Source organism: Microbacterium sp. P26, from assembly GCF_023712585.1.
GTDB classification, from domain to species: Bacteria; Actinomycetota; Actinomycetes; order Actinomycetales; family Microbacteriaceae; genus Microbacterium; species Microbacterium algihabitans_A.
In genome coordinates this window covers 107,379-132,788 of record NZ_JAMAXZ010000005.1, presented here as the reverse complement: position 1 = coordinate 132,788, position 25,410 = coordinate 107,379, and the positions used below count along the sequence as shown (strand labels likewise).

Below are 25,410 nucleotides of genomic sequence, written 5' to 3'. Positions count from 1 at the left end.
TGCGGCGCTCGCGCGGGCTCGAAACCCCGTTGAGTGTCCAAGACACCCGGACGAATCACGGGAACGTCCAGGTGTTTTGGACACTGAACAGGCTGGCGCGGGGGTCCTCGTTGCGCGTCCCCGAGCGCGCGTCAGGCGTGCCGGCCGATGCGACGGGCGAGCTCGGCGGCGGTTCCGGATGCCGCTGACGCCAGCGCTTCGGCATCGCGCGGGGGTCCATCGGCCGGCCACGTGATCGCGACGGCCGCGGCGGGCCACCCGGCATGGTCGAGCACCGCGGCGGCGACGGAGCGGAATCCGGGCGTGACCTCGCCGTTCTCGCTCGCGTGGCCGTCGGCCCGCACGAGTCGCAGCACCTCGCGCAGCTCGCGCGGCGTCGCGGGGCCGGCGCCGTGGCGCTGGGTGAGGGCCGTGGCATCCGGGAACAACGCCCGCACCTGCTCACGGGGGAGCGCGGCGAGCATGGCCCGCCCCGTGGCGGTGAGGTGCGCGGGCAGGCGCACGCCGACGTCGGTCACGAGCGCGGGGCGGCGCGGAGCGCGCTCTTCGACGATGTACAGCACGTCGCGACCGGCCAGCACGGCGAGGTGCGCCGATTCGCCGACCCGGTCGGAGAGCCCGGCCAGCAGCGGACGGCCGAGGCGGGCGAGGGGCTGTTGCCGGGCGTATCCGCCGCCGAGCTCGAACGCCGCGGTGCCGAGGCCCCACCGTCGATCGCCGGGCAGGTGCACAACGTAGCCGTGCTGCTCGAGGGTCGCGAGCAGGTGATAGACGCTCGAGCGCGGGATGCCGAGGGTCGTCGCGATCGACTGCGCGGCCATCGGGCCGGGCTGGCGCGCGAGCAGCGAGAGGATCCGCAGCGTCTGATCAGCGGCGGGGACCTGCGGGCGGGGAATGTCTGGCATGACAGACACAGGATGCCAGAACCCCGTCGTCGCGCGACAGTGCGCGCGATGGAATCGGCGTATGAACGCGAGCGTCACCGTCGGAAGCCACCCCCTCACCCCTCAGCACGTCGTCGCCGTCGCGCGACACGACGCGCGGGTGACGGTGGACGACGACGCCCTGCAGCGCGTGGCCGACACCCGCTCTCTCGTCGAGGCGCTCGCCGACGACCCGCAGCCGCACTACGGCATCTCGACCGGCTTCGGAGCGCTGGCGACGACCTTCATCGCCGAAGACCGACGCGCCCAGCTGCAGGCGAGCCTCATCCGCTCGCACGCCGCGGGCACCGGCTCCGAGGTGGAGCGCGAGGTGGTTCGCGCCCTCATGCTGCTGCGCCTGCAGACCCTCGCGACCGGTCGCACGGGCGTGCGCCCCGTCGTGGTCGAGACCTACGCCGCGCTGCTGAACAGCGGGATCACCCCGGTCGTGCGCGAGTACGGCTCGCTCGGCTGCTCGGGCGACCTGGCGCCGCTGTCGCACGTGGCCCTCGCGGTGATGGGCGAGGGCGAGGTGCGCGACGCCGCCGGTGATCTGCGATCCGCCGCCGACGCGCTCGCCGCCGCGGGGATCGCCCCGGTCGCCCTGCGCGAGAAGGAAGGTCTCGCCCTCATCAACGGCACCGACGGCATGCTCGGCATGCTGTTGCTGGCCCTGCACGACCTCGAGATGCTGCTCACCACGGCCGACGTCTCGGCGGCGATCTCGATCGAATCGCAGTTGGGGACGGATGCCGTGTTCGCGGCCGACCTCATGGCGCTTCGCCCGCAGCTGGGGCAGGCGGCATCCGCGGCGAACCTGCGCGCGTTCCTCGCCGGCTCGCCGATCGTCGCGAGCCACCGCGGCCCCGAGTGCACCCGCGTGCAGGATGCCTACTCCCTGCGCTGCGCGCCCCAGGTGCACGGCGCCGCGCGCGACACGATGACCCACGCGGCGCAGGTCGCCGAGCGCGAGCTGGCATCCGCCGTCGACAACCCGGTCGTCACCGTCGACGGGCGGGTCGAGTCGAACGGCAACTTCCACGGCGCCCCCGTCGCGTACGTGCTCGACTTCTTGGCGATCGCGGTCGCCGACGTGGCCTCGATGTCGGAGCGCCGCACCGACCGCGCGCTCGATGTCGCCCGCAGCAACGGGCTGCCGCCGTTCCTGGCCGACGAGGTGGGGGTCGACTCGGGCCTGATGATCGCGCAGTACGCCGCCGCGGGCATCGTGTCGGAGCTCAAGCGTCTCGCCGCCCCCGCCTCGGTCGACTCGATCCCCTCGAGCGCCATGCAGGAGGACCACGTCTCGATGGGCTGGGCGGGTGCCCGCAAGCTCCGTCGCTCGATGGACGGGCTCGCCCGCGTGCTGGCGATCGAAGTGCTGACCGGATGCCGCGCCCTCGACCTGCGCGCTCCGCTCGAGCCCGCGGCGGCCACCGGCGCCGTGCGCGACCTCGTCCGCACGCGTGTCGAAGGTCCCGGCCCCGACCGCTTCGTCTCGCCCGAGATCGAGGCCGTGACCGAGCTCGTCGCCTCGGGCGCCGTGGCCCGGGCCGCCCTCGCCCGCGCCCACGCCGACGCCGCCGGGGCCGTCAGCGCGTAGACCGCGTTCGCCCGCACATCCGCCTCGATCGAAGGAGATCACGCTATGACCGACACGATGAACCCCGCGCAGGCTTCCCCCGCTCCAGGCGCCGCCGCTTCGGCATCCGCCCCGCACGGCCCGATCCGCGCGGCGCGCGGCTCCGAGCGCACCGCGAAGAGCTGGGGCGCCGAGGCCGCGAAGCGCATGCTCATGAACAACCTCGACCCCGAGGTCGCCGAGCGCCCCGACGACCTCGTCGTGTACGGCGGTACGGGCAGGGCCGCGCGATCGTGGGCGGCGTTCGACGCTATCGTGCGCACCCTCGACGAGCTCGAGCCCGACGAGACGCTGCTCGTGCAGTCGGGCAAGCCGGTCGGCGTGTTCCGCACGCACGAGTGGGCCCCGCGCGTGCTCATCGCCAACTCGAACCTCGTGGGTGACTGGGCGACGTGGCCCGAGTTCCGCAGGCTCGAAGAGCTCGGGCTCACCATGTACGGCCAGATGACGGCCGGGTCGTGGATCTACATCGGCACGCAGGGCATTCTGCAGGGCACGTACGAGACGTTCGCGGCCGTCGCCGCCTCCCTCGGCCGCGAGTCGCTCGCCGGAACCCTCACCCTCACCGCCGGGTGCGGCGGCATGGGCGGGGCGCAGCCGCTCGCCGTCACGATGAACGGCGGAGCGGTGCTCATCGTCGACGTCGATCGCACGCGCCTCGACCGCCGTGTCGCCCACGGGTACCTCGACGAGGTCGCTCCCGATCTCGACGCGGCCATCGAACGGGTGAGTGCCGCACGCGAGGCGGGCGAGGCGCTGTCGGTCGGCGTCGAGGGAAACGCGGCCGAGGTGTTCCCGGAGCTCCTGGCCCGCGGCATCCGGATCGACATCGTCACCGACCAGACGAGCGCGCACGACCCCCTGTCGTACCTGCCGATCGGTATCTCGGTCGACCAGTGGCAAGCCGAAGCCGCCCGGGACCCCGAGGGTTTCACCCGCCGCGCGCGCGAGAGCATGGCGGCCCACGTGAAGGCGATGGTGGAGTTCCAGGATGCCGGGGCGGCGGTGTTCGACTACGGCAACTCGATCCGTCGCGAGGCCGAACTCGGCGGGTACGACCGCGCGTTCGCGTTCCCCGGCTTCGTGCCCGCGTACATCCGCCCGCTCTTCGCCGAGGGCAAGGGACCGTTCCGTTGGGTCGCGCTCTCGGGAGACCCGGAAGACATCGCCAAGACCGACCGCGCCGTGGCCGAGCTCTTCCCCGAAGACGCAGCTCTCCACCGCTGGCTCGACAAGGCGGGAAAGCAGGTGCACTTCGAGGGGCTGCCCGCGCGCATCTGCTGGCTCGGCTACCAGGAGCGCCACCTCGCGGGGCTGAAGTTCAACGAAATGGTGGCCTCGGGCGAGCTGGCTGGCCCCATCGTGATCGGGCGCGACCACCTCGACGCGGGATCGGTCGCCTCTCCCTACCGCGAGACCGAGGCCATGGCCGACGGCTCGGACGCCATCGCCGACTGGCCCCTGCTCAACGCGCTGTTGAACACCGCGAGCGGGGCGTCTTGGGTGTCGATCCACCACGGCGGTGGGGTCGGAATCGGCCGCAGCATCCACGCCGGACAGGTGTGCGTCGCCGACGGCACCGAGCTCGCCGCCGAGAAACTCGCCCGTGTGCTCGTCAACGACCCCGGCACCGGAGTCATGCGCCACGTGGATGCCGGATACGACCGCGCCCGCGAGGTGGCGGCCGAGCGCGGCCTGACGGTGCCGATGTGGTGAGCGGTTCCGAGCGGGCCGCACGCGCGTTCCTGCTGACGAACATCGGGGAGCTGACGACGAACGTCGCGGCCCCGGGCGACGCCTGCGGAACCCTGCGCGATGCCGCCGTGCTCGTGCGGCACGGACGCGTCGAGTGGGTGGGGTCGGCGGATGCCGCTGCGACCGAGGCTCTGGTGGTGGATGCCGGCGGCCGCGCGGTCATCCCCGGCTTCGTCGACAGCCACACCCACCTGGTCTTCGGCGGCGACCGAGCACGGGAGTTCGCGGCCCGGATGGCCGGCGAGTCGTATGCCGCAGGCGGTATCCGCACCACGGTCGCCGCGACCCGAGCGGCATCCGACGACGAGCTGCGCGCGCGGCTCGCCGCCCTGGTCGGGGAGTGCCGAGCGCAGGGGACGACCACCCTCGAGATCAAGACCGGCTACGGGCTCGACGTCGAGACCGAGACGCGTCTCGCGCACCTGGCGAGCGAGGTCACCGCCGAGGTCACCTTCCTCGGCGCGCACGTCGTGCCGGCGGAATACGCCGGGCGGGGCGACGACTACGTCGAGCTCGTCATCGGCGACATGCTCGACGCGGTGGCTCCGCACGCGCGGTGGATCGACGTGTTCTGCGAGGAGGGGGCGTTCACGCCGACCCAGAGCCGCCGGGTGCTCGAGGCGGGCCGTGCCGCGGGTCTCGGCATCCGGGTGCACGGAAACCAGCTCGGCCACGGCGGGGGAGCGGCCCTCGCCGTCGAACTCGGCGCCGCGGCGGTCGACCACTGCACGTACCTCACCGACGGCGACATCGCCGCGCTCGCCGGATCGGACACGGTCGCGACCCTGCTGCCGGGGGTGGAGTTCTCGACGCGGCAGCCGTACCCCGACGCGCGACGGCTGATCGACGCGGGCGTGACCGTCGCTCTCGCGAGCGACTGCAACCCCGGCTCGAGCTTCACCAGTTCGATGCCGCTCATGATCGCCCTGGCCGTGCGCGAAATGGGGATGACGGTCGCCGAGGCGGTGTGGGCGGCGACCGCGGGAGGTGCCCGCGCGCTGCGCCGCACCGACGTGGGGGGCATCCGGCCCGGCGCGCGCGCCGACCTCGTGATGCTCGAGGCGCCGACCCGCGTTCACCTCGCCTACCGCCCGGGCGTGCCTCTCGTGCGGACCGTGTGGAAGGACGGGGCCGAGGTCTGAGGCATCGTGCGGGTGGTGGGGCACTCGTCAGGCCGCGCCGTTGTGATCCGCTCGCCCGGCCGGTCGGGCCGCGCCGGGCGTCAGGGCGTCAGCAGCTCGAACTCGTCGGGAGGCGTCGCGTCGACGTCGTCCCACGTGCCGTCGTGCCAGGTGAAGATCGCCACGGCGCACGTGACCATGCGCTCGTCGCGGTCGGCGAGACGCGAGACGAGGGCGCTCATGCCGGGGTCGTGCGCGACGACCATCAGCTCGTCGACCCCCGCGGCGCGCGCGGACGCGAGGATCTGCGCGGGATCGGCCAGGTACAGCTCGGCGAGCTCGGTGACCTCGGCGTCGAACGCTGTCGCGAAGAACCGCGCCGTCTCCTTCGCGCGCACGGCCGTGCTCGACAGCACGGTCTCGGGTCGCACGCCCTTGCGCACGACCATCCGCGCCATCGCCGGTGCGTCGCGGCGACCGCGATCGTTGAGCGGACGCTCGTGATCGTCGAGACCTTCGTCGGCCCAGTCCGATTTCGCGTGCCGCGCGAGGATGAGTTGGATCATCGTCTTTCCGCCATTCCTGCCAGGATCTCCAGAACGCACAGCGCGGCCAGGCGCACGGTGCGGGCGTCGGCGGTGTCTGCCGTGGCATCCACCTCGACGATGTCGGCGCTGATCACGCCGGAGTCGCGGGAGAGGCCGCGCACGAGAGCGCGCAGCTCCCACGCCGCGAGGCCTCCGGGAACGCTCGCCGGGCATCCCGGTGCGACCGAGCGGTCGCACACGTCGACGTCGACATCGAGGTGGATGCCGCCGGCGTCTGTCGACGCGGAGCCCGCTCCGGCGATGCGCAGGGCGTCGGCGATCACCGTGTCGATACCGCGACGGCGGAGCTCGTCGAGGGTGATGACGGTGATGCCCGCCTCGTGGGCGCGCTGCGCGTAGGCCGCGGAGTTCGCGAAGTCGGCGATGCCGATCTGCACGATGCGCGAGGGATCGAGCCCGTCGGCGATGAGCCGGCGTACGGGGGATCCGTTCGATTCGCCGTCGCGCAGGTCGAAGTGGGCGTCGAGGGTGATGAGCCCGCGGGCGCGACGTCCTTGAGCGACCGCGTAGGTCGCGGAGTTGTCGCCGCCGAGGGCGATGACCATGCCTACGGCGCTGAGCTCCGCGACGGCGTCGCGCACGCGCTGTTCGCCCTCGTGGCCGTCGGGTTCGGCGACGTCACCGGCATCGACGATGCTCAGCACGTCGTCGAGCGAGACCGGGGGCGGACCCATCAGCGTGGGCGAGAAGCGTCGCAGAGCTGCGCGAACCGCCGCGGGCGTTTCGCCGGCGCCCGTGGGCGAGAGTGACGTGCGCCAGGCGGGGACGCCGAGCAGAGCGGCATCCGGAACCGTGTCGGGCGAGGGGACGGGCCAGTCACCGGCGCGGGGCCAGAGCGGATCGACGGATAGGGCGGTCATACGGCGACGTAGACCCATGCCTCGGCGCCGCTCGACAGCGTGACCCGCGTGCGTCGCGAGACGGTCGCCATGTACTCGTCGGCCGCGTCGAGTTCGTCTGCCGTGAGCTGCAGCACGCGGCCGAACACGCGATCGCGTGGGTCGTCGGTGCGCCGCAGCGCACGATGGCGATCTGCCAGAGCGGAGGCGGTGTCGACGCCGCCGGGATCATGGACGCCGGTGGCGTCGATCCATTCGAGACGGAAACCGGTCAGCGTGTCGTCGTCGCCGTCGACGCGGCGTCCGAACGTGTCGAGTTGCACGTCGGACGACTGCAGCGTCCCGTACGTGAAGAGCGACTCGGCGTCGGTTCCGTCACTCACGCGCCCCAGGCTACTCACCCGGCTGCGTCGCGGGCCGGTGCGACGCGACGGATTTCGTCGAACCGCCGTCAGCGCGCTCACGAACCCCAGATCACGTGGGCGACGGTGAAGATCACGAGCCCCGCGAGGGCGCCGACGATCGTTCCGTTGAGGCGGATGTACTGCAGGTCGCGCCCGACCATCAGCTCGATCTTCTCGGTGGTCTCTTCGGCGTCCCACCGCTCGACGGTGTCGGTGATGATCGAGGCGATGTCGTGCCGGTAGCGGCCCACCACGAACACGGCCGCGTCGGTGACCCAGCCGTCGACGCGCTTCTGCAGGACCTCGTCGCGCTGCAGACGCTCGCCGACCTCGGCGAGGGCGGCCGTGGCGCGGCGCCGGAGGGCGCTGTCGGGGTCGCCGAGCGAGCGGAGCAGCCCGGCCTTCGCGGTGTTCCACGCGTCGGCGGCCAGTTGACGCACGCGCGGGCTGTCGGACACCGCGGCCTTCGCTTCTTCGAGGCGCACCATCGTCGACGGGTCGTGCTGCAGGTTGTCGGCGAGGCGCCCGAGGTAGCCGTCGATCGCTCCACGCGCCTGATGGCGGGGGTCGGCGCGCACGGCGTCGACGAACTGGACCGCCTCGCGGTAGACCGTGTCGTCGACGAGGCGCGCCGCCATGCTCGGCACCCACGCCGGCAGGCGTCGGGACACGAGGCCCTGGAAGGTGTCGCGGTTGTTGCCCAACCACACGGCGATGTTGTCGAGGGCGAGGTCGACCGCCCCGTGGTGCGCTCCCGACGACACGACGCGTTCGAGCCACCCTCCGATCGAGGGGCCCCAGTCGGGCGAGAGGAGGTGCTCGCGGGCGAGGTCTTCGATGAGGCCCTGCACATCGTCGTCGCTCAGCGCGGTGAGCACGCTCGAGGCGAGCGTCGCCCCCTCCGCGGCGACGCGTTCGGCGTGAGCGGGCTCGGCCAGCCAGGCACCCGCACGAGCCGAGAGCGGGGTGGACTCGAGCTTGGTGCGGACGACGTCGCCCTCGAGGAAGTTCGTCTCGACGAACTCGCCCAGTTGGCGACCGATCTCGTCTTTACGGCGCGGGATGATCGCCGTGTGGGGGATTGGCAGACCCAAGGGGTGCCGGAACAACGCGGTGACGGCGAACCAGTCGGCGAGGGCGCCGACCATGCCGCCCTCGGCGGCCGCGCGCACGTACTGCAGCCACTCCACCTCGCGCTGCAGCGAGAACGACACGGCGAAGACGATGGCCATCGCCACCAGCGCACCGAGGGCGACCCCCTTCATGACGCGCAGGGCGCGACGGCGCTCCTGATCGGCCGGGCTCAGAGCGCGCGTGGGCGTGCGCGCCATCAGGAGGTCACCGGTCCGAGCCACGCCGCGGCGGTCGTCGCGTGCGCCGATTCGGCGTCGGACGGGTGGAACATGCCGGCCAGCACGTCGCGGTACAGACGGCTCAGCTCGTGACGCGAGAAGTACGCCGCGCCGCCGCCGACGAGGACGGCGTCGTCGACCACCTCTTTCGCCATCGCCACGGCGCGGTACTTCACGCCCGAGAGCAGCGAGAACCACCGCGGCCCGTGATCGGCGAGCGAGTCGACGTCGTTCGCGAGCGCGGCGAGCTGGGGAGGCATGGCGTCGTAGGCGAGGGCCATGTCGGCGATGCGCCAGCGGATGTCGGGGTCGGTGGCGTAGATGGTGCCGGTCTTCTTCGAGGTACGCGAGGTGGCGGCCTCGACCGCGAGGTCGAGCGCGCGCCGCGCGATGCCGGTGTACACCGACGCGAGCAGGATCTCGAAGACGGCGAAGATGCCGAACACGAGCGGATCGGGCGTGGGACCCGGGTCGATCCGGCGCACGACGCGGTCGGCAGAGGCGTGCGCCCCGCGGAGCTCGGTGGTGCGGCTCTGCGTGCCGCGCATGCCGAGGGTGTCCCAATCGTCGCGCGTGACGACCTCGTCGGTGCGGTCGAGGAAGGCGAAGACCGTCTTCGGGCCGTCGGGCGACTCGGTGTCGAGGCCGTGCACACCGAGGTGGTTCCACACCGGCGACAGCGAGGTGAAGATCTTCGTCCCCGTGAACGTGTAGCCGCCCTCGCCGTCGGGACGCGCCACGGTGTCGCTCCCGGCCAGCACGAGGTCGTTGCCGGCCTCGCTGATGCCGAACGCGAACACCTCGCCCGCGACGGCTCCCTCTTCGACGAAGGCCAGATCGTCGATGCCCCGATCGCGCAACACTTTGGCGACGCCCGTCCACACGAGGTGCATGTTGATCGCGAGGGCCGTCGCCGGGGCCGCCCCCGCCAGCCGCTGCTGCAGCACTGAGGCCTCGGCGAGGCTCAGACCCGCGCCGCCGCGCTCGGTCGGAACCAGGATGCTCAGGTAGCCTGCCGCGCGCAGCTCGTCGAGGTCGTCGTGCGGGAAGGTGTTCTCGTGGTCGTGCACCACGGCTCGCTCGCGGATGCGGGCCAGCAGGTCATCGGGCAGGAACCGAGCCGGATCGAACGAGGTCATGGCATCCATTGTGCTCGGGACCACCGACATCGGGGTGGGGGTGGCGTCCGGCATCCGAACCGCTTCGGGCGATGTCGGCCCGATCGCTCCGACGGCCCCCAGAATGGATGCCATGATCTCGACCGAGATGGCCCTGGCCCTCCGCGAAGCCGGACTCGTGTGGCATCCGCGCTCGGGGGACCGCTTCCAGCTCGACGAGCCGGAGTTCGACGCCGATGTCTTCACCGTGAGCGAGATGACCGTCGAGCCGCGCGATTATCCGACGGGTCGCATCCTCGCGTTCAACGGCACAACCGAGTGGGCGCTCGACTCGGTCGCGACCGAGGACGCCCTGTGGCTGCCGTCGGAATCGCAGCTGCGCGAGCTGCTGCGCTCCACCTTTCGCTCGCTCCGCCGCCTCTCCGACACCTACGAGGTCGAGATCGCGGTCGGCGGATCCACGATCGTGTTCGATCACCCCGAACCCGCCGACGCCTACGCTCTCGCCGTGCTCGAGCTGCTGCGTCGTACGCACTGAGCCGCCGCCGACGGACATGTTCCGGATGCCGGGAACTCCGGCATCCGCTCAGGTGATGGTGGGAACCGGCTCGGTGTCGGGAATGGGGCTGGCATCGCGGTGGCGCAGGTCGGGGAAGCCGCGCACGAAGATCACCGACACGATGAACCCGGCCACGGCGAAACCCGCCGCCGCCACGTACGCGCCGGTCGGGCCGACGCCGTCGACGAGGAAGCCGGCCACGGCGGACCCGGCCGCCGCGCCGATCAGCTGCCCGGTGCCGATCCATCCGTAGGCCTCGGCGGTCTCGCTGAAGCGCACGCTCGCGGAGGTCATGGCGAACATCACGGCCAGCGCGGGGGCGATGCCGGCGCCCGCGACGAGGAGGGTCGCACCGATCCACCACGCGTTCAGTGAGAACACCGTGAGCGAGAGTCCGACCGCCACGATCGCGAAGCGACGGGCCATCGCCCAGCGGCCGATCGGGATGTGCCCGAACGAGAGGCCGCCCGCGAGGCTGCCGACGGCGAAGACGGCGAGGATGAGCCCCGCCTCGAGACCGCCGTGGTCGAAGGTGGCCACGACACCGGCCTCGACGGCCGAACACGCGCCGATGAGGAGGAAGCCGGTGGCCGTGGCGAGGATGACGGGCGGCTTGGCGAGAACGCGACCGAGACCCCGGCGGCTGCGCGGGATGCGCACGCGCCCGACCTCGGGGCTCAGGATGAACCACGCACCGCCGCCGATGAGGATGACCACCACGAGCAGCAGCCCGGGCACCGTGCCGATCTGCGTCGCGACGAGGGTGATGAGCACGGGCGCGAGCACCCAGATGATCTCTTGGAGCGAGGCGTCGAGCGAGTACAGCGGAGTCAGCTGCTTGGAGGGGACCATCTTCGGGTAGATGGTGCGCACGGCCGACTGCACCGGCGGAGTCGACAGACCCGCGATCAGGCCGAGGGTCATGTACAGGGGGAGCGGCATCTCGATCAGCGCGAGGGTCGCGATCGCCGCCGCGCACACGAGGAGCGTGACCGAGAGCACGCGGCGCATGCCCCAGCGGCCCATCCACCGGCTGGTGACGGGACCGGCGACGGCTTGCCCGAGGCTCGTGGCGGCCAGCACGAGACCGGCGGCGCCGTACGAGCCCGTGACGTGCTCGATGTGCAGCAGGACGGCGAGGCTCGTCATGCCGTTGGGGAAGCGCGCGGTCAGCTGCGCGGCGATGATGCGCCCCACGCCAGGGGTTCTGAGGAGTTCGCGGTAGCCGGCCACCGCACAACGCTACCGCCGACCTCCGACACCCGCCGAGCGGTGCCGATCGACGGATGCCGCGACACGCCGCGACACGCCGGAGTCGGGATTCCACCGCCTGTGCGATGTCGGAACCCCCGTCTAGCGTCCGATCTGTGGACAGACGACGGACGACGACGCGAGAACCGCGGAATCGCGCCTGTGAACAGAGCGAGGAGAGGGGGTCGATCTGTGGATGAAATCGTGGACAACCTGTGTTGTACATGGGGAGAGACGGTGGAAAATCACATCGATGTAACTACTACCCCTTGTGGTGCCTTCCGATGTCCGTCCCCATATGTAGTATTGAGGTCCCGGCGAGCCCTGCCCGCCCGGACGAAGATTTTCTAGGGGAGAGAGAGAACGACATGGCGATCACGGTCTACACCAAGCCGTCCTGCGTCCAGTGCACCGCGACGTACCGCGCACTCGATTCGAAGGGCATCGAGTACAACGTGCTCGACCTGTCCGAAGACCCGTCGGCCCTCGAGCAGGTCAAGTCGCTCGGGTACCTTCAGGCCCCCGTCGTCATCACCGACGAGGACCACTGGTCGGGCTTCCGTCCCGACAAGATCGACGAGCTCGCTTCGCGACTCGCCTGATCCCGCGACACGCTCTGAGACCTTCGTCATGAGCGCTGTCATGTCGGCGACCGAGGCTCCGCTGCTGGTCTACTTCTCGAGCGTGTCGGGCAACACCGCACGTTTCATCGAGAAGCTCGGTAAGCGTGCCGTGCGCATCCCGCTCCGGCCGACCGATCCGCCCCTTCACGTCGACGAACCCTTCGTGCTGGTCACCCCCACTTACGGTGGGGGTGCCGGCCGGGGCGTCGAGAAGGGGGCGGTCCCCAAGCAGGTCATCCGGTTCCTCAACGAGGAGCGGAACCGACGCAACATCCGCGGGGTCATCTCCGCGGGGAACACGAACTTCGGCGACGCCTTCTGCCTCGCCGGAGACATCATCGCGCGCAAATGCGCGGTGCCGCACCTATACCGGCTGGAAGTTTTCGGCACCCCCGACGATGTCGAGCGGGTCACCGAGGGATTGGAACGATGGTGGAAGTTGAGCTGACCGACGTGGACGTGAAGACCGAGGCGCGATTCGAGGGAATGGATTACCACGCCCTGAACGCGATGCTGAACCTGTACGACGCAGACGGCAACATCCAGTTCGACGCCGACAAGCGGGCGGCGCGGGAGTACTTCCTGCAGCACGTCAACCAGAACACCGTGTTCTTCCACTCGCTCAAGGAGCGCCTCGACTACCTCGTCGAGAAGGAGTACTACGAGCCCACCGTGCTCGCGAAGTACTCGATGGACTTCATCCAGGAGCTCAACGACCGCGCCTACGGTGCGAAGTTCCGTTTCGAGACCTTCCTCGGTGCGTTCAAGTACTACACGAGCTACACGCTCAAGACCTTCGACGGAAAGCGCTACCTCGAGCGCTTCGAGGACCGCGTCGTCATGACCGCCCTCGCCCTGGCCGACGGCGATCAGCGTCTCGCCGTGCAGCTGGTCGACGAGATCATCTCGGGTCGCTTCCAGCCCGCGACCCCCACGTTCCTCAACGCCGGCAAGGCGCAGCGCGGCGAGCTCGTGTCGTGCTTCCTCCTGCGCATCGAAGACAACATGGAGTCGATCGCCCGCGGCATCAACTCCGCCCTGCAGCTGTCGAAGCGCGGCGGCGGCGTGGCCCTGCTGCTGTCGAACATCCGCGAGGCGGGTGCGCCGATCAAGCAGATCGAGAACCAGTCGTCGGGCATCATCCCCGTCATGAAGCTGCTCGAAGACAGCTTCAGCTACGCCAACCAGCTCGGCGCGCGTCAGGGCGCCGGTGCGGTGTACCTCAACGCGCACCACCCCGACATCCTGCGTTTCCTCGACACCAAGCGCGAGAACGCCGACGAGAAGATCCGCATCAAGACGCTGTCGCTGGGTGTCGTCATCCCCGACATCACGTTCGAGCTCGCCAAGAACGGCGAGGACATGTACCTCTTCTCGCCGTACGACGTCGAGAAGGTCTACAAGAAGCCCTTCGGCGACATCTCGGTCACCGAGAAGTACCGTGAGATGGTCGACGACCCGCGCATCAAGAAGACGAAGATCAACGCGCGCGAGTTCTTCCAGACCCTCGCCGAGATCCAGTTCGAGTCGGGCTACCCGTACATCATGTTCGAGGACACGGTGAACAAGGCCAACCCGATTGCCGGTCGCATCAACATGTCGAACCTGTGCTCGGAGATCCTGCAGGTCAACACCCCGACGACGTACAACGAAGACCTCTCGTACGACACCATCGGCAAGGACATCTCCTGCAACCTCGGCTCGATGAACATCGCGCTGGCGATGGACGGCGGCGACCTCGGCCTCACGGTCGAGACCGCGATCCGCGCCCTCACCGCGGTGAGCGTGCAGAGCCACATCGCCTCGGTGCGTTCGATCGAAGACGGCAACGACCGCTCGCACGCCATCGGCCTCGGCCAGATGAACCTGCACGGCTACCTCGCTCGTGAGCACGTGTACTACGGCTCCGAAGAGGGCATCGACTTCACGAACATCTACTTCTACACGGTGCTCTTCCATGCGCTGCGGGCGTCGAACCGCCTCGCGATCGAGCGCGGCGCGGCCTTCGACGGCTTCGAGAACTCGACGTACGCGTCGGGCGAGTTCTTCGACAAGTACACCGACCAGGTGTGGGAGCCCGAGACGGCCAAGGCCAAGGAGCTGTTCGCGAACGTCCAGATCCCCACGCAGGACGACTGGCGCGAGCTGAAGGCGTCGGTGCAGGCCCACGGCATCTACAACCAGAACCTGCAGGCGGTGCCCCCGACCGGTTCGATCTCGTACATCAACAACTCCACGAGCTCGATCCACCCGATCGCCTCGAAGATCGAGATCCGCAAGGAAGGCAAGCTCGGTCGCGTCTACTACCCGGCTCCGTTCATGACGAACGAGAACCTGGACTACTACCAGGACGCCTACGAGATCGGCTACGAGAAGGTCATCGACACGTACGCCGCGGCCACGCAGCACGTCGACCAGGGCCTGTCGCTGACGCTGTTCTTCAAGGACACCGTCACCACCCGCGACATCAACAAGGCGCAGATCTACGCGTGGCGCAAGGGCATCAAGACCATCTACTACATCCGTCTGCGTCAGCTGGCGCTCGAGGGCACCGACATGACCGAGTGCGTCTCGTGCATGCTCTGAGCCGCTGACCCCTCATCGATCAAGGACACAGGAACGACATGGCTGAGAAGCTGCAGTTGCTGAACCACGTGCAGGCCATCAACTGGAACCGCATCCAGGACGACAAAGACCTCGAGGTCTGGAATCGTCTGGTGAACAACTTCTGGCTGCCCGAGAAGGTGCCGCTGTCGAACGACATCCAGTCGTGGAACACGCTCACCCCCGAGGAGCAGACGCTCACGATGCGCGTGTTCACGGGGCTCACGCTCCTCGACACCATCCAGGGCACGGTCGGTGCGGTCTCGCTCATCCCCGACGCGATCACCCCGCACGAAGAGGCCGTCTACACGAACATCGCGTTCATGGAGTCGGTGCACGCCAAGAGCTACTCGTCGATCTTCTCGACGCTGTGCTCCACGAAGGAGATCGACGAGGCGTTCCGCTGGTCGAGCGAGAACGAGTTCCTTCAGAAGAAGGCGCGTATCGTCATGGACTACTACCGTGGCGACGACCCGCTCAAGCGCAAGGTCGCCTCGACCCTGCTCGAGTCGTTCCTCTTCTACTCGGGCTTCTACCTGCCGATGCACTGGTCGAGCCGCGCCAAGCTCACCAACACGGCAGACCTGATCCGCCTCATCATCCGCGACGAGGCCGTGCACGGGTACTACATCGGCTACAAGTTCCAGCGCGGTCTCGAGACGGTCGACCAGGCCCGTCGCGACGACATCAAGGACTACACGTTCTCGCTGATGTACGAGCTCTACGACAACGAGGTGGGCTACACGCAGAGCCTGTACGACTCGGTCGGCCTGAGCGAAGACGTGAAGAAGTTCCTTCACTACAACGCGAACAAGGCGCTGATGAACCTCGGCTACGAGGCGATGTTCCCCGCGTCGGTCACGAACGTGAATCCCGCGATCCTGTCGGCCCTCTCGCCGAACGCCGACGAGAACCACGACTTCTTCTCGGGGTCGGGTTCGTCGTACGTCATCGGCAAGGCCGAGGCGACCGAAGACGACGACTGGGACTTCTGATCCCTTCTCGAGAACGGCCCCGTGCGAGTGATCGCGCGGGGCCGTTCTTCTTTCTCCAGCCGTAGACTACGAGTAGTAGGACAAAGCCTAATAGGTATAGGCTCTTCGCATGTCCCGCCCCACCCTTACCGCCTCCACAGTCATCCAGACCGCGGCCGACCTCGCCGACTCGTCCGGTCTGACGGCGGTGACCCTCTCCGCGGTCGCCCGTGAGCTCGACGTCCGCACGCCCAGCCTCTACGGGCACGTCCGTGACCTCGCCGCACTCCGCGACGGGATCACGATCCTCGCCCTCGGTGAGCTGAGCGATCGTGCGGGGGAGGCCGTTGCCGGTCGTGCCCGACGCGAGGCGCTGACCGCCCTCTGCGAGGTGCATCGCGACTACGCGCGTCGGCACCCGGGTCGGTGGGAGAGTCTCCAGCGTCGCGCGGGCGAGGCGGCGGTCCGCAGCGACGAGGCGGCGCGCTCGAGCCGCGCCCTCGCCGCCGTGCTGCGGGGTTACGGCATCGCCGAGGAGGACCGCGTCCACGCGATCCGCTTGATCTCGTCGTTCCTCAACGGCTTCCTTCATCTCGAACACGTCGGTGCCTTCGCCCACAGCGCCCCGTCGGCCGACGAATCGTGGATGCCACTCATCGACCGACTCGACGTTCTGCTCACCACCTGGTCAGAGGAGGCCGCACCGTGATCGACACACCACTCACCCTCGACGTGATCCGCGGGGGAGCCGACCTCGAGTCGCTCGCGCACGGCGCGCGTCTGCACCGCCTGCCGCTGCCCTATCGAGAGCGTGAGGCCGATGCCCAGTTCACGATGGTGGAACGCCAGCCTTCCGGCATCCACCTGCGTTTCCGCACGACGGCGACGGCGGTCACGCTGCGCCTGCACGCCACGCGGGTCTCGTATCGAGGGCTGCACCGTGATCGCGGAATGGTCGACGTGATCATCGATGACCGCCTTGTGCTGCGTCGTCCGCTCGTGAACGGTGATGCGCTCGAGCTCGACATGGCCACCGGCGCGGCGACCCCGCGCCCCGGAGACGACGACCTCGTCGTGCTGACCGACCTGGCTGCGGGCGAGAAGACCGTCGAGATGTGGCTGCCCCACAACGAACAGATCGATCTCGTGTCATTGCTCGCCGACGCGCCTCTGGCGGCCGTCGCCGATGAGCGTCCGAGATGGGTGCACCACGGCAGTTCCATCAGCCACGGGTCGAACGCCACCGCCCCGACCGAGATCTGGCCGGTCGTCGCCGCGCGTGCGGCGGACGTGCAGCTGCACAACCTCGGTTTCGGCGGGAGCGCGATGCTCGACCCGTTCATGGCGCGGGTCATCCGCGACACTCCGGCCGACGTGATCAGCGTGAAGCTCGGTATCAACGTCGTCAACGCCGACGCGATGCGGGCGCGTGCATTCCTGCCCGCCGTGCACGGCTTCCTCGACACGATCCGGGAGGGGCACCCCGACACGCCCCTGCTCGTCGTGTCGCCGATCTTCTGCGGCGTCCACGAGGAGACCCCCGGACCGGGAGCCTTCGACATCGAGGCGCTCCGCGCCGGCGAGGTGCGCTTCGTCGCGACCGGCGACCCGGCCGAGGTCGCGCGCGGCGCGCTGACGCTCGAGGTCATCCGCGAGGTGCTCGCTCGCGTCGTCGCCGACCGCTCCGACGATTCGGCGCTGCATTACCTCGACGGGCTCTCGCTGTACGGCCCCGAAGACGCCGCGGCGCATCCGCTGCCCGACGGGCTGCACCCCGACGGCGACACCCATCGCCTCATCGGCGAGCGCTTCGCGGGGGCGGCGTTCTCGAACGGTGCCCCTCTGCGGGCGTAAGCCCCGACACCCCTCCGCTCACTCCGCTGCCAGCGGGTACCCGGTCGCCCCGGGCAGCAGCACGCTCACCTGTCGCCGGATGATGTCGCGTATCTCTTCGTCGGATGCCGCGAGGTGCAGGGTGGCGGTCAAGGTGACGTGCACGATCGCCGTGACGATGCGGGCCGCCGTGGCCGCGGCATCCGGAGCTGCGCCCGTCTTCTGCTGCACGACGCTCGCGACGGCGGACTCCCACCGCCACGCCTGCGCGAGTCCCTCGGCCCGGTGCTCCTCCGCCGGATCGCCGAAGACGAGTTCGTGCAGGTAGATGCGGCCGTTCGAGGGATGCTCGCGCACGCATCCGATGACCGGTGACAACAGCGTCATCACCACCTCGACGGGCGACGCGGTGGACGCGGCGAGAGAGGCGGTCCGGATGCCACGGTCCACGGCATCCGCGAACTTCTCGTTCTGCACCATCATCACCAGCTCCGCCTTGGTCGCGACGTAGCGGAACAGGGTGCCGATCGCGACGTCGGCCTCGTCGGCGATCTGCTGCGTCGTGACGCCGTCGGCGCCATTCCGCGCGAACAGCGCTGTGGCGGCATCCGTGATGCGTCGACGCTTGTCGGCCATCGCGCGTGCGCGGCGACCTGTCGAGGGGGGAGAGGTCATCGCACCTCCTTGACAAACTTGCTGAGTGTGCTCAGTATTGAGTGTACTCGCTCAGATGAGTCGCCGCGAGATCCATCACCACCGACCGCATCCGCGCCTTCCTCCGCGGCTGACACCGACCCATCCCACCCAGGAGAAGATCCATGCGCGCCTTCCTCATCGACGGCTACACCAAGCCCCTCCACGAAGCCGACGCGGCCGAGCCGACGCTGCGCGACGACGACGTGCTCATCGCGGTCGAGGCCGCCGGACTGAACATGCTCGACGAGAAGGTGCGTCAGGGCGAGTTCACGGCCTTCCTGCCGTACTCCTTCCCCGCGATCCTCGGGCACGACGTCGCGGGGACCGTGATCCGCGTCGGCTCGCGTGTGCGGTCCTTCCGGGCGGGGGACCGGGTCTTCGCCCGTCCGCGCGACAATCGGATCGGCACCCTCGCCGAGCGGATCGCCGTCGATCAGGCCGACGTGGCGCTCGCGCCGACCTCGGTGAGCGTGGCCGAAGCCGGTTCGCTTCCGCTGGTGGCGCTCACCGCCTGGCAGGCACTCGTCGAGATCGGTCAGGTCGGGCCTGGGCAGAAGGTGCTCATCCACGCGGGTGCGGGGGGCGTGGGCACCGTCGCGATCCAGCTCGCGAAGCACCTGGGCGCCTCCGTCGCCACCACCGCATCGGGGCGCAACGCCGACTTCCTACGCGAGCTCGGAGCCGACGTCGTCATCGACTACCGCACGCAGGACTTCTCCGAGCAGCTGTCGGGCTACGACTTCGTGCTCGACAGCCTGGGAGGCGAGAACCTCGAGAAGTCGATGCGCGTGCTGCGCCGGGGCGGAACGGCGGTCGGCATCGCCGGGCCCCCGACGCCCGCGTTCGCCGTCCGCCGCGGACTGAACCCGGTGGTGCGTCTGGTGATCGGCGCGCTCAGCCGCAAGGTGCGCAGCCAGGCGAAGAAGCTCGGCGTGCGCTACGAGTTCCTCTTCATGCGGGCCGACGGCGCGCAGTTGGCGCAGATCGCCGGCCTGGTCGACGCGGGCGTCATCCGTCCGGTCGTCGGCGCGACGTACGCGTTCGACGAGGCCCCCGCCGCCCTCGCCTCGCTCGAACGCGGCGGCACGCGCGGCAAGACCGTCGTGCTCGGCGCCTGACGCCCGAAACCTCCTCCTCGAGATCGAAGGACGACATCATGAGCTCGCCCTCCGACGACCGCGTCATCACCTCGTACGCGCTCGCCCCCACCAAGACCATCGACGTCGCCGGCGTCACCTCCGCCTACCGCGAGCTCGGCCCGAAAGAGGACATCCCCGTGGTCTTCTTCGTGCACCTGGCCGCCACCCTCGACAACTGGGATCCGCGCCTCATCGACGCCGTGGCTCGCGAGCGCCGCGTCGTCACCTTCGACCAGCGCGGCGTCGGTGCCTCCACCGGCGCGGTCCCCGCCACGATCGAAGAGGCCGCCGACGACGCGCACGCCTTCATCCGCGCTCTCGGATACTCCCGGGTGGACGTCTTCTCGTTCTCGATGGGCGGCATGATCGCGCAAGACCTCGTGGTGCGGCATCCGGGGCTCGTCCGCAAGCTCGTGCTCACCGGCACGGGCCCGCGCGGGGGAAAGGACATCGACAAGGTCGCGCGCACCACCTCCCTCGACATCGCCCGCGCGCTGATCGCGAGAGCCGACCCCAAGGAGTTCCTCTTCTTCAACCGCGACGCCGTCGGCACGAAGGCCGGTAAGGAGTTCGTGGCCCGACTCCGAGAACGCACGACGGACCGCGACAAGGCGGCCTCGCTCTCGGCGTTCCGGAGGCAGCTGAAGGCCATCGCCCGCTACGGCCGGTCGGCGCCGTCGGACCTGTCCGTGTTCGACGGCCCGGTGCTCATCGCCAACGGAGACAACGACCGGATGGTGCCGAGCGTGCTCTCGCACGACCTGCATCGACGGATGCCGGGATCCGAGCTGATCATCTACCCCCACTCGGGCCACGGCGGCATCTTCCAGTACTGGCGAGAGTTCGTCCCCGTCGCCGTCGCCTTCCTCACCCCCACCGAAAGCTGAGCCGAACATGCCCTCTCTGAACGACGCCGTCATCCTCATCACCGGAGCGAACGGGGGGATCGGTCGCGAGCTGGTCTCCGCCGCCCTGGCCCGCGGCGCAGCTACGGTCTACGCCGCGGCGCGCACGCCCCGGACGTGGGACGACCCGCGCGTGGTCCCGCTCCACCTCGACGTCACCGACCCCGCATCCGTGCGCGCGGCGGTGGACGCGGCATCCGATGTCACCGTCGTGATCAACAACGCCGGGGCCAACCCGCCCACGGCGAGTCTGCTCGACATCGACGAGGCGGACATCGCCGCGAACATGGAGGTCAACTTCTTCGGCCCCGTGCGCGTGGCCCGTGCCTTCGCTCCGGTGATCACGGGTCGCCCGGGAGCGGCGCTCGTCGACATCCACTCGATCGCCTCGTGGTACGCGTTCGGCGGGGTCTACTCGGCGTCGAAAGCGGCGATGTGGTCGGCCACCAACTCCCTCCGCCTCGAACTCGCCCCGCGGGGAGTCCACGTCATGGGTGTGCACATGGGCTACGTCGACACCCCGATGGCCGCACACGCGAGCGGCCCGAAGCTCACCCCCGCCGACCTCGCCGGCCAGGTGCTCGACGGACTCGAGGCGGGGCACTTCGAGGTGCTGGCCGACGACCTGACCCGACAGGTGCGGGCGAGTCTGGCGCAGCCCGTCGAGGCCCTCTACGCGGAGCTGACGGCGCCGGCGGAGTGACCGCGGGCGTCAGTCCTCGATGATGACGGACGCCTGTGTCCGGACGGAGGCGAGGATGTCGGCCACGCTGATGTCGGGCGAGGCGGCGGATGCCATGGTGACGAACATCGCCGCCGCGATCAAGCGTGCCCGCACGGCGGCGTCGTCGTGGGCGCGTCCCGTCCGCGTGGCGATGAGGTCGGTCACCGCCTGCTCCGTCTCGGCGACGAAGCGGAGCGCTTCGGCGTGATGTGGTTCGTGCGCGTCGCCGAAGAGCATCTCGCGCAGGTAGGTGCGACCGTTCTCGACCTGTGCGCGGTTGCACTCGACGATCGGGGCGAGGAGCGCCACGACGCCGTCGAGGGCTCCGGGTCGCGCCTCGGCCGCCGCGCGCCCCTCCGTCAGGGCCTGCTCGTAGTGCGCGTTCTGCACGAGCAGGAGCAGCTCGCCCTTCGTGCGGGCGTAGAGGAACAGCGTGCCCGTGCCGATGTCAGCGGCGTCGGCGATCTCCTGGGTGGTGACGTCGTCGACGCCGCGCGCGGCGAAGAGATCGCCCGCCGCGGCCACGATGCGCTCCAGCTTCGCCTGCTTGTTGCGCTCGCGGCGTCCGACGCTCGGGGAAGCGGATGCCATGGAGTCCTCCGGTGTGGTTCGCTGAGTAGCCTCATGCCTGAGCGTAGTCACACCCCAGCGGGTGCGGTGACGCTCAGGCCGGCCACTCCCGCCCTTCGAGCGCGCCGAGCAGCACCTCGACCGCGGAGCCTTCCATGCCGCGCACCCAGCGTTGCGTCTCGGAGCCGCGCGACGACACCGTGCGCCCGCGTTCGCCGCGCTCGAGCCGTACCTCGACCTGACCCGAGGCGACGCTGACTCCGCGCAGCACCCCGGCGGCCACCATCGCGGCGAGCGGGTCGTGCAGGGCGCACCGCCGGTCGGCGAACACGCGGCCGGCGTAGAAGTCGAGGTAGGCCGGCAGCATGCGGGCCAGCGCATGGGGGAGCGCCCCGGGGATCGCCTCGAGTCGCACGAGGTCGGCGGCATCCAGCGTTTGCGTCATCGTCACATCGAGCGGGACGAGCGTGGTGTCCCAGTCCTGCGCGAACACGACGGCGGCCGACTCGGGGTCGTTGTGAATGTTCGCCTCGGCCCACGCGGTCACGTTGCCCGAGTGACCGAACGCGCCACCCATCACGACGAGGTGGTCGAAACGGGCGACACCGGGCGTCTCGGCGTAGGCGGCGAGGTTGGTGAGCGGTCCGAGCGCGAGCACGGTGAGATCCGGATGCCGTGCCGCGAGGTGGTCGATGAGCTCGACCGCGGGGCGAGCGTCGTGCAGCTGAGCGGCCGTCGCGAGCGCGATTCCGCCCACTCCGTCGTCTCCGTGCACGTGCGGCGCGCCGCCGGCGTAGGAGCGGCCGCGGAAGTCGTGGGCGCCGACCGCGACGGGGATGCCGTCGACCCCGGCGAGCTCGAACAGCGAGAGGGTGTTGGCGGCCGCGCGGGCGGCATCCGTGTTCCCCGAAACCGTCGTCACTCCGACGATCTCGACCGAGGGCTCGGCCAGCAGGTAGGCGAGGGCGAGGGCGTCGTCGATTCCGGTGTCGCAGTCGACGAGGATCGGCCGGCGGCTCATGCGGTCACTCTGTACGTGTCGAGGGCGTCGAGCGCGGGTTGCGAGGCGTCGTCGGCGACGGCCGCGGCACCGACGGCGCACGCGCGGGCGAGCGCGTCGGCTTCGGCGTCACCGCGCAGGAGGCCGACGACGAGGGCCGCGCAGAAGGCATCGCCCGCGCCGACGGTGTTGCGCACGGTCGTCGCGACCCCGGGGGCGGATGCCACGAGCTCGCCGTGCCGGTACAGGCGTGCTCCCGCGGCACCGAGCGTGACGCACAGCAGCGGAGCATCGTGCACCTCGGGCAGCTGCGCGTACTCCGTCTCGTTCACGATGACGAGGTCGCAGGTCTCGAGCAGGTCGCGGGGGAGTGCCCGCGCGGGGGCGGCGTTGAGAGCGAAGAAGCCCGCGGCGTGCGCGGCGGCCGAGACCACGGCATCCGCCACCTCCAACTGCGCGAGCACCGCGGAGTCGGGCTCGATGCCCAGGGACTCAGCGTCGATCGCCGCGTTCGCGCCCGCGCACACGACGATCGAGTTCTCGCCCGTCGCGTCGACGACGATGAGGGCGGTACCGGTGGCCGCCGCGGTGGTCTGCACGCCCGAGGCGTCGACGCCGATCGACGCCAGCTGATCCCGGATGCCGCGCCCGTCGGGGTCGTCGCCGACTCCGCCGATCAGCCGCACATTGGCGCCGAGGCGGGCCGCGGCGACCGCCTGATTCGCGCCTTTGCCGCCGGGGCCGCGCTGGAGCACGCCATCGGCGACGGTCTCGCCCGCGCCGGGGGCGCGCTGCACCCGCGCGGTGAGGTCGACGTTGATGGCACCGACCACGGTCAGCGCTACGGCCCGGTCGGGAGAGGGGGAAGTCGTCACGAGGGTCAAGCTTGTCACGCGTCGTCGCGCTGCACGCTGAAGGACGACAGCGTCGTGGTGATGACGAGGAACTCTCCGCCATCGGCTCGGGCCCTGAGCGCGTCGCGCATCTCGCGGGAGTCCGAGCCCACCTCGGGCAGCGGAAAGGCCTCGAGGACGGCGAGACCCGCGGGCCGCGCATCGGCGGCCCCCTGCAGTTCGGACGCGGAGGGCGTGCCGCTGCACCCGGCGAGTCATCCCGTGAGCGCGAGGACCCCGACCACCGGGGCGCGGTGGCCGGTCAATGCAGCATCAACTTCGCCGAGATGAGCAGCGCCGACACGATCGCCGCGCCCACCGCCGTGAGTACGACTCCGAGGGCCGAGTAGCCGCGGAGGCGTGCTCCGGCGGTCGCGACCACGACGAGGTACGCCATGGCGACGCCGACGCCCCACAGCAGCGCGGTGGGCAGCGACACACCGAACGCGACGAGCACGACGACCACCAACAGGGGGAGGAACGTCACCGACACCATCGGCGCGCTCACGCGCAGGTGGTGCAGGAAGATGCGCGACGGGCGGTCCGTCGAGGTGTCGCCGAGCGAATACGCGAAGACGTGGGTGGCGAAGTACACGACGTTCGTGAGCGCCACCACGGCGATCACCAGCGCGAGGTCGGTGGAGCCCAGGCCGATGAGGGTGGATGCCGAGACCAGGGCCCCGTAGCATCCGGCGCTGATCCGCTCGGCGGCGTCGTGCCCGAGGGTGCGGGATGGGCGGTCGTTCATGACGGTCATCCTCTCGCGGTGCGGCGCCGCAACGCCGCCGACACGATCGCGACGACGGTGCCGACCGCGACGCCGATGATCGTCTCGATCACGCGGTCGCGCAGCAGCATCTCGGGCGTGGCGGGCGAGGCCAGCGAGATCATCAGCAGGGCGAGCGGGGTGATGAAGATCATCGCGATGCCGTAATTGCGGCCCACGAACAGCTCGGACAGCGCCTGAAACGCCACGGCGACGAGGATCGTGAGCCACGGCGGAAGGTGCAGCGCGAGCAGTCCCGCCGCGATCAGCACGCCCAGCAGGGTTCCGAGCAGTCGCTGGGCCCCGCGGATGAGCCGCGCCGTCACGTGCGCGCCGCCGACGGCTGCGACCGCACCGACCATGGCCCAGTACCAGTGCGTGCCCACGAGCAGGGCCCCCGCGAGACCGGCGAGCAGGGCGGCGACGCCGACGGTGGCGGTCATCTCCCACGCCACCGGGCCGATCGACGGTCGGGGGCGGGTGGGCCGCGCCCACGATCCGCGGCGGGCGAGCACGAAGGCGACGGTGACGATGAGGCTCCACGCGACGCTCGCGCCGCCGACGAGCAACACGAGCAACAGCGATGACCAGCCGGCCGGAAGGCTCGCCGTCGCACCGCCGGCGAACACCGCGAAGAGCGCTCCGGGCGGATGCCACTGCGAGCGGTAGGCGAAGAGGGTCACGGCCGCGGCGATCGCCGCCACGACCACGACGCCCACGACGGCGGGGCTCGACAGCGCCGACACGACGGTGCCGATGAGCATGGACGAGACGAGGATCACGCCCGCCGTCGCCTGCATGAGCACGCGCGGACGCGGCTGGTCGGTGCGACCGTACAGCGCCGCGAACGCGCCGAAGCTGGCGTACACGCTGAGGTCGAGGCGTCCGATCAGTAGCAGCACGACGAGCGGCACACCGACGCTGAGAACGGCGCGCACCGCGACCCGGTGGTCTCCTTGACGGGGTCCGACCCGGATCACCCCGGTCCACACGCGCCCCCGGGATTCCGCCACCCCACCAGCCTACGCTTCGCGTGTTCGCTCTCCCGCCCGCTTCGGGGGAGAGGGCTCCGGATGCCGCGGCGTCAAGGAGGTGGCATCCGTCGCCCGAT

26 protein-coding genes are annotated in these 25,410 nt (G+C 70.2%); 13 read left to right on the top strand and 13 right to left on the bottom strand.

Annotated elements, in window-relative coordinates:
• Positions 1-131: 131 nt before the first annotated feature.
• Entirely contained in the window at positions 132-905 is a 774-nt protein-coding gene (locus M3667_RS11275; RefSeq protein ID WP_251508059.1) for an IclR family transcriptional regulator, read from the bottom strand.
• A gap of 61 nt (positions 906-966) precedes the next feature.
• Here M3667_RS11275 and hutH point away from each other — a divergent pair, with 61 nt between their 5' ends.
• Genes hutH through hutI form a run of 3 tightly spaced genes read left to right on the top strand, consistent with a single transcriptional unit; the run spans position 967 to position 5,462 of the window.
• Positions 967-2,526 (top strand): histidine ammonia-lyase, encoded by a 1,560-nt coding sequence (gene hutH, locus M3667_RS11270; RefSeq protein ID WP_251508058.1) that lies wholly within the window; start codon positions 967-969, stop codon positions 2,524-2,526.
• A 45-nt stretch (positions 2,527-2,571) separates the two neighbouring features.
• The gene (locus M3667_RS11265; RefSeq protein ID WP_251508057.1) at positions 2,572-4,281 is read left to right on the top strand and encodes a urocanate hydratase; all 1,710 of its coding nucleotides are present in this window, start codon (positions 2,572-2,574) and stop codon (positions 4,279-4,281) included.
• Positions 4,275-5,462 carry an imidazolonepropionase gene (gene hutI, locus M3667_RS11260; RefSeq protein ID WP_251508056.1) on the top strand — a complete coding sequence of 396 codons (1,188 nt, stop codon included), beginning with the start codon at positions 4,275-4,277 and terminating at the stop codon, positions 5,460-5,462. Before M3667_RS11265 ends, hutI begins: the two co-directional genes overlap by 7 nt.
• Positions 5,463-5,542: 80 nt before the next feature.
• Here the strand turns inward: hutI and M3667_RS11255 are convergent, their stop codons facing one another.
• The 5 genes from M3667_RS11255 to M3667_RS11235 form a co-directional block, all read right to left on the bottom strand.
• Complete coding sequence (locus M3667_RS11255) at positions 5,543-6,007, bottom strand: histidine phosphatase family protein (RefSeq protein ID WP_251508055.1); 465 nt, start codon at positions 6,005-6,007, stop codon at positions 5,543-5,545.
• Complete coding sequence (locus tag M3667_RS11250; RefSeq protein ID WP_251508054.1) at positions 6,004-6,909, bottom strand: agmatinase family protein; 906 nt, start codon at positions 6,907-6,909, stop codon at positions 6,004-6,006. Before M3667_RS11250 ends, M3667_RS11255 begins: the two co-directional genes overlap by 4 nt.
• On the bottom strand, positions 6,906-7,271 hold the full coding sequence (locus M3667_RS11245; RefSeq protein WP_251508053.1) for a gamma-glutamylcyclotransferase family protein: 366 nt from the start codon (positions 7,269-7,271) through the stop codon (positions 6,906-6,908). The genes M3667_RS11250 and M3667_RS11245 overlap by 4 nt, the downstream gene beginning before the upstream one ends.
• A 77-nt stretch (positions 7,272-7,348) precedes the next feature.
• A complete protein-coding gene (locus tag M3667_RS11240) occupies positions 7,349-8,623 on the bottom strand; it encodes a DUF445 domain-containing protein (protein ID WP_251508238.1) in 1,275 nt (424 codons plus the stop codon).
• Complete coding sequence (locus M3667_RS11235; RefSeq protein ID WP_251508052.1) at positions 8,623-9,783, bottom strand: acyl-CoA dehydrogenase family protein; 1,161 nt, start codon at positions 9,781-9,783, stop codon at positions 8,623-8,625. Before M3667_RS11235 ends, M3667_RS11240 begins: the two co-directional genes overlap by 1 nt.
• Before the next feature lie 112 nt (positions 9,784-9,895).
• Between M3667_RS11235 and M3667_RS11230 the strand changes: the two genes are divergently transcribed.
• On the top strand, positions 9,896-10,300 hold the full coding sequence (locus M3667_RS11230; protein ID WP_144834324.1) for a pilus assembly protein CpaE: 405 nt from the start codon (positions 9,896-9,898) through the stop codon (positions 10,298-10,300).
• A 48-nt stretch (positions 10,301-10,348) separates the two neighbouring features.
• Here M3667_RS11230 and M3667_RS11225 read toward each other — a convergent pair whose 3' ends face one another.
• Complete coding sequence (locus M3667_RS11225; protein WP_251508051.1) at positions 10,349-11,554, bottom strand: MFS transporter; 1,206 nt, start codon at positions 11,552-11,554, stop codon at positions 10,349-10,351.
• Between the two features lie 386 nt (positions 11,555-11,940).
• Here M3667_RS11225 and nrdH point away from each other — a divergent pair, with 386 nt between their 5' ends.
• The 6 genes from nrdH (at position 11,941) to M3667_RS11195 (ending at position 17,627) form a co-directional block, all read left to right on the top strand.
• A complete protein-coding gene (nrdH, locus tag M3667_RS11220; protein ID WP_055838040.1) occupies positions 11,941-12,174 on the top strand; it encodes a glutaredoxin-like protein NrdH in 234 nt (77 codons plus the stop codon).
• 28 nt (positions 12,175-12,202) lie between these two features.
• Positions 12,203-12,643 carry a class Ib ribonucleoside-diphosphate reductase assembly flavoprotein NrdI gene (gene nrdI, locus M3667_RS11215; protein ID WP_251508050.1) on the top strand — a complete coding sequence of 147 codons (441 nt, stop codon included), beginning with the start codon at positions 12,203-12,205 and terminating at the stop codon, positions 12,641-12,643.
• Positions 12,625-14,781 carry a class 1b ribonucleoside-diphosphate reductase subunit alpha gene (nrdE, locus tag M3667_RS11210; protein ID WP_251508049.1) on the top strand — a complete coding sequence of 719 codons (2,157 nt, stop codon included), beginning with the start codon at positions 12,625-12,627 and terminating at the stop codon, positions 14,779-14,781. The genes nrdI and nrdE overlap by 19 nt, the downstream gene beginning before the upstream one ends.
• Before the next feature lie 38 nt (positions 14,782-14,819).
• Positions 14,820-15,794 (top strand): class 1b ribonucleoside-diphosphate reductase subunit beta, encoded by a 975-nt coding sequence (nrdF, locus tag M3667_RS11205; protein WP_144834045.1) that lies wholly within the window; start codon positions 14,820-14,822, stop codon positions 15,792-15,794.
• A 109-nt stretch (positions 15,795-15,903) separates the two neighbouring features.
• Entirely contained in the window at positions 15,904-16,482 is a 579-nt protein-coding gene (locus M3667_RS11200; RefSeq protein WP_251508048.1) for a TetR/AcrR family transcriptional regulator, read from the top strand.
• Positions 16,479-17,627 carry a GDSL-type esterase/lipase family protein gene (locus M3667_RS11195; RefSeq protein ID WP_251508047.1) on the top strand — a complete coding sequence of 383 codons (1,149 nt, stop codon included), beginning with the start codon at positions 16,479-16,481 and terminating at the stop codon, positions 17,625-17,627. Before M3667_RS11200 ends, M3667_RS11195 begins: the two co-directional genes overlap by 4 nt.
• Positions 17,628-17,645: 18 nt before the next feature.
• Here the strand turns inward: M3667_RS11195 and M3667_RS11190 are convergent, their stop codons facing one another.
• Positions 17,646-18,281, bottom strand: a complete 636-nt coding sequence (locus M3667_RS11190) for a TetR/AcrR family transcriptional regulator (RefSeq protein WP_251508046.1) — start codon at positions 18,279-18,281, stop codon at positions 17,646-17,648.
• A 143-nt stretch (positions 18,282-18,424) separates the two neighbouring features.
• Here M3667_RS11190 and M3667_RS11185 point away from each other — a divergent pair, with 143 nt between their 5' ends.
• The 3 genes from M3667_RS11185 to M3667_RS11175 are packed head-to-tail and all read left to right on the top strand — an operon-like array spanning position 18,425 to position 21,049.
• Positions 18,425-19,420 (top strand): NADP-dependent oxidoreductase, encoded by a 996-nt coding sequence (locus M3667_RS11185; protein WP_251508045.1) that lies wholly within the window; start codon positions 18,425-18,427, stop codon positions 19,418-19,420.
• A gap of 38 nt (positions 19,421-19,458) precedes the next feature.
• The gene (locus M3667_RS11180; RefSeq protein WP_251508044.1) at positions 19,459-20,328 is read left to right on the top strand and encodes an alpha/beta fold hydrolase; all 870 of its coding nucleotides are present in this window, start codon (positions 19,459-19,461) and stop codon (positions 20,326-20,328) included.
• Between the two features lie 7 nt (positions 20,329-20,335).
• Entirely contained in the window at positions 20,336-21,049 is a 714-nt protein-coding gene (locus tag M3667_RS11175) for an SDR family oxidoreductase (protein WP_251508043.1), read from the top strand.
• 9 nt (positions 21,050-21,058) lie between these two features.
• Here M3667_RS11175 and M3667_RS11170 read toward each other — a convergent pair whose 3' ends face one another.
• The 5 genes from M3667_RS11170 to M3667_RS17030 form a co-directional block, all read right to left on the bottom strand.
• Entirely contained in the window at positions 21,059-21,661 is a 603-nt protein-coding gene (locus tag M3667_RS11170; protein WP_251508041.1) for a TetR/AcrR family transcriptional regulator, read from the bottom strand.
• Positions 21,662-21,734: 73 nt separating this feature from the next.
• Complete coding sequence (locus M3667_RS11165) at positions 21,735-22,661, bottom strand: nucleoside hydrolase (RefSeq protein ID WP_251508040.1); 927 nt, start codon at positions 22,659-22,661, stop codon at positions 21,735-21,737.
• Positions 22,658-23,515, bottom strand: a complete 858-nt coding sequence (locus M3667_RS11160) for a PfkB family carbohydrate kinase (protein WP_251508039.1) — start codon at positions 23,513-23,515, stop codon at positions 22,658-22,660. The genes M3667_RS11165 and M3667_RS11160 overlap by 4 nt, the downstream gene beginning before the upstream one ends.
• Positions 23,516-23,795: 280 nt before the next feature.
• On the bottom strand, positions 23,796-24,281 hold the full coding sequence (locus tag M3667_RS11155; protein WP_251508038.1) for a hypothetical protein: 486 nt from the start codon (positions 24,279-24,281) through the stop codon (positions 23,796-23,798).
• 5 nt (positions 24,282-24,286) lie between these two features.
• Positions 24,287-25,312, bottom strand: a complete 1,026-nt coding sequence (locus M3667_RS17030; RefSeq protein ID WP_251508037.1) for an FUSC family protein — start codon at positions 25,310-25,312, stop codon at positions 24,287-24,289.
• Between the last annotated feature and the right edge of the window lie 98 nt (positions 25,313-25,410).

Bases quoted from the DNA above. Each gene is read 5' to 3' on its own strand.
- M3667_RS11230 (WP_144834324.1), top strand. From the start codon at position 9,896: ATGATCTCGACCGAGATGGCCCTGGCCCTCCGCGAAGCCGGACTCGTG.
- M3667_RS11185 (WP_251508045.1), top strand. From the start codon at position 18,425: ATGCGCGCCTTCCTCATCGACGGCTACACCAAGCCCCTCCACGAAGCC.
- M3667_RS11255 (WP_251508055.1), bottom strand. From the start codon at position 6,007: ATGATCCAACTCATCCTCGCGCGGCACGCGAAATCGGACTGGGCCGAC.
- M3667_RS11265 (WP_251508057.1), top strand. From the start codon at position 2,572: ATGACCGACACGATGAACCCCGCGCAGGCTTCCCCCGCTCCAGGCGCC.
- M3667_RS11155 (WP_251508038.1), bottom strand. From the start codon at position 24,281: ATGAACGACCGCCCATCCCGCACCCTCGGGCACGACGCCGCCGAGCGG.
- M3667_RS11240 (WP_251508238.1), bottom strand. From the start codon at position 8,623: ATGGCGCGCACGCCCACGCGCGCTCTGAGCCCGGCCGATCAGGAGCGC.
- M3667_RS11275 (WP_251508059.1), bottom strand. From the start codon at position 905: ATGCCAGACATTCCCCGCCCGCAGGTCCCCGCCGCTGATCAGACGCTG.
- M3667_RS11235 (WP_251508052.1), bottom strand. From the start codon at position 9,783: ATGACCTCGTTCGATCCGGCTCGGTTCCTGCCCGATGACCTGCTGGCC.
- M3667_RS11170 (WP_251508041.1), bottom strand. From the start codon at position 21,661: ATGGCATCCGCTTCCCCGAGCGTCGGACGCCGCGAGCGCAACAAGCAG.
- nrdE (WP_251508049.1), top strand. From the start codon at position 12,625: ATGGTGGAAGTTGAGCTGACCGACGTGGACGTGAAGACCGAGGCGCGA.
- nrdF (WP_144834045.1), top strand. From the start codon at position 14,820: ATGGCTGAGAAGCTGCAGTTGCTGAACCACGTGCAGGCCATCAACTGG.
- nrdI (WP_251508050.1), top strand. From the start codon at position 12,203: ATGAGCGCTGTCATGTCGGCGACCGAGGCTCCGCTGCTGGTCTACTTC.
- M3667_RS11165 (WP_251508040.1), bottom strand. From the start codon at position 22,661: ATGAGCCGCCGGCCGATCCTCGTCGACTGCGACACCGGAATCGACGAC.
- M3667_RS11250 (WP_251508054.1), bottom strand. From the start codon at position 6,909: ATGACCGCCCTATCCGTCGATCCGCTCTGGCCCCGCGCCGGTGACTGG.
- M3667_RS11175 (WP_251508043.1), top strand. From the start codon at position 20,336: ATGCCCTCTCTGAACGACGCCGTCATCCTCATCACCGGAGCGAACGGG.
- M3667_RS11200 (WP_251508048.1), top strand. From the start codon at position 15,904: ATGTCCCGCCCCACCCTTACCGCCTCCACAGTCATCCAGACCGCGGCC.
- nrdH (WP_055838040.1), top strand. From the start codon at position 11,941: ATGGCGATCACGGTCTACACCAAGCCGTCCTGCGTCCAGTGCACCGCG.
- M3667_RS11180 (WP_251508044.1), top strand. From the start codon at position 19,459: ATGAGCTCGCCCTCCGACGACCGCGTCATCACCTCGTACGCGCTCGCC.
- M3667_RS11190 (WP_251508046.1), bottom strand. From the start codon at position 18,281: ATGACCTCTCCCCCCTCGACAGGTCGCCGCGCACGCGCGATGGCCGAC.
- hutH (WP_251508058.1), top strand. From the start codon at position 967: ATGAACGCGAGCGTCACCGTCGGAAGCCACCCCCTCACCCCTCAGCAC.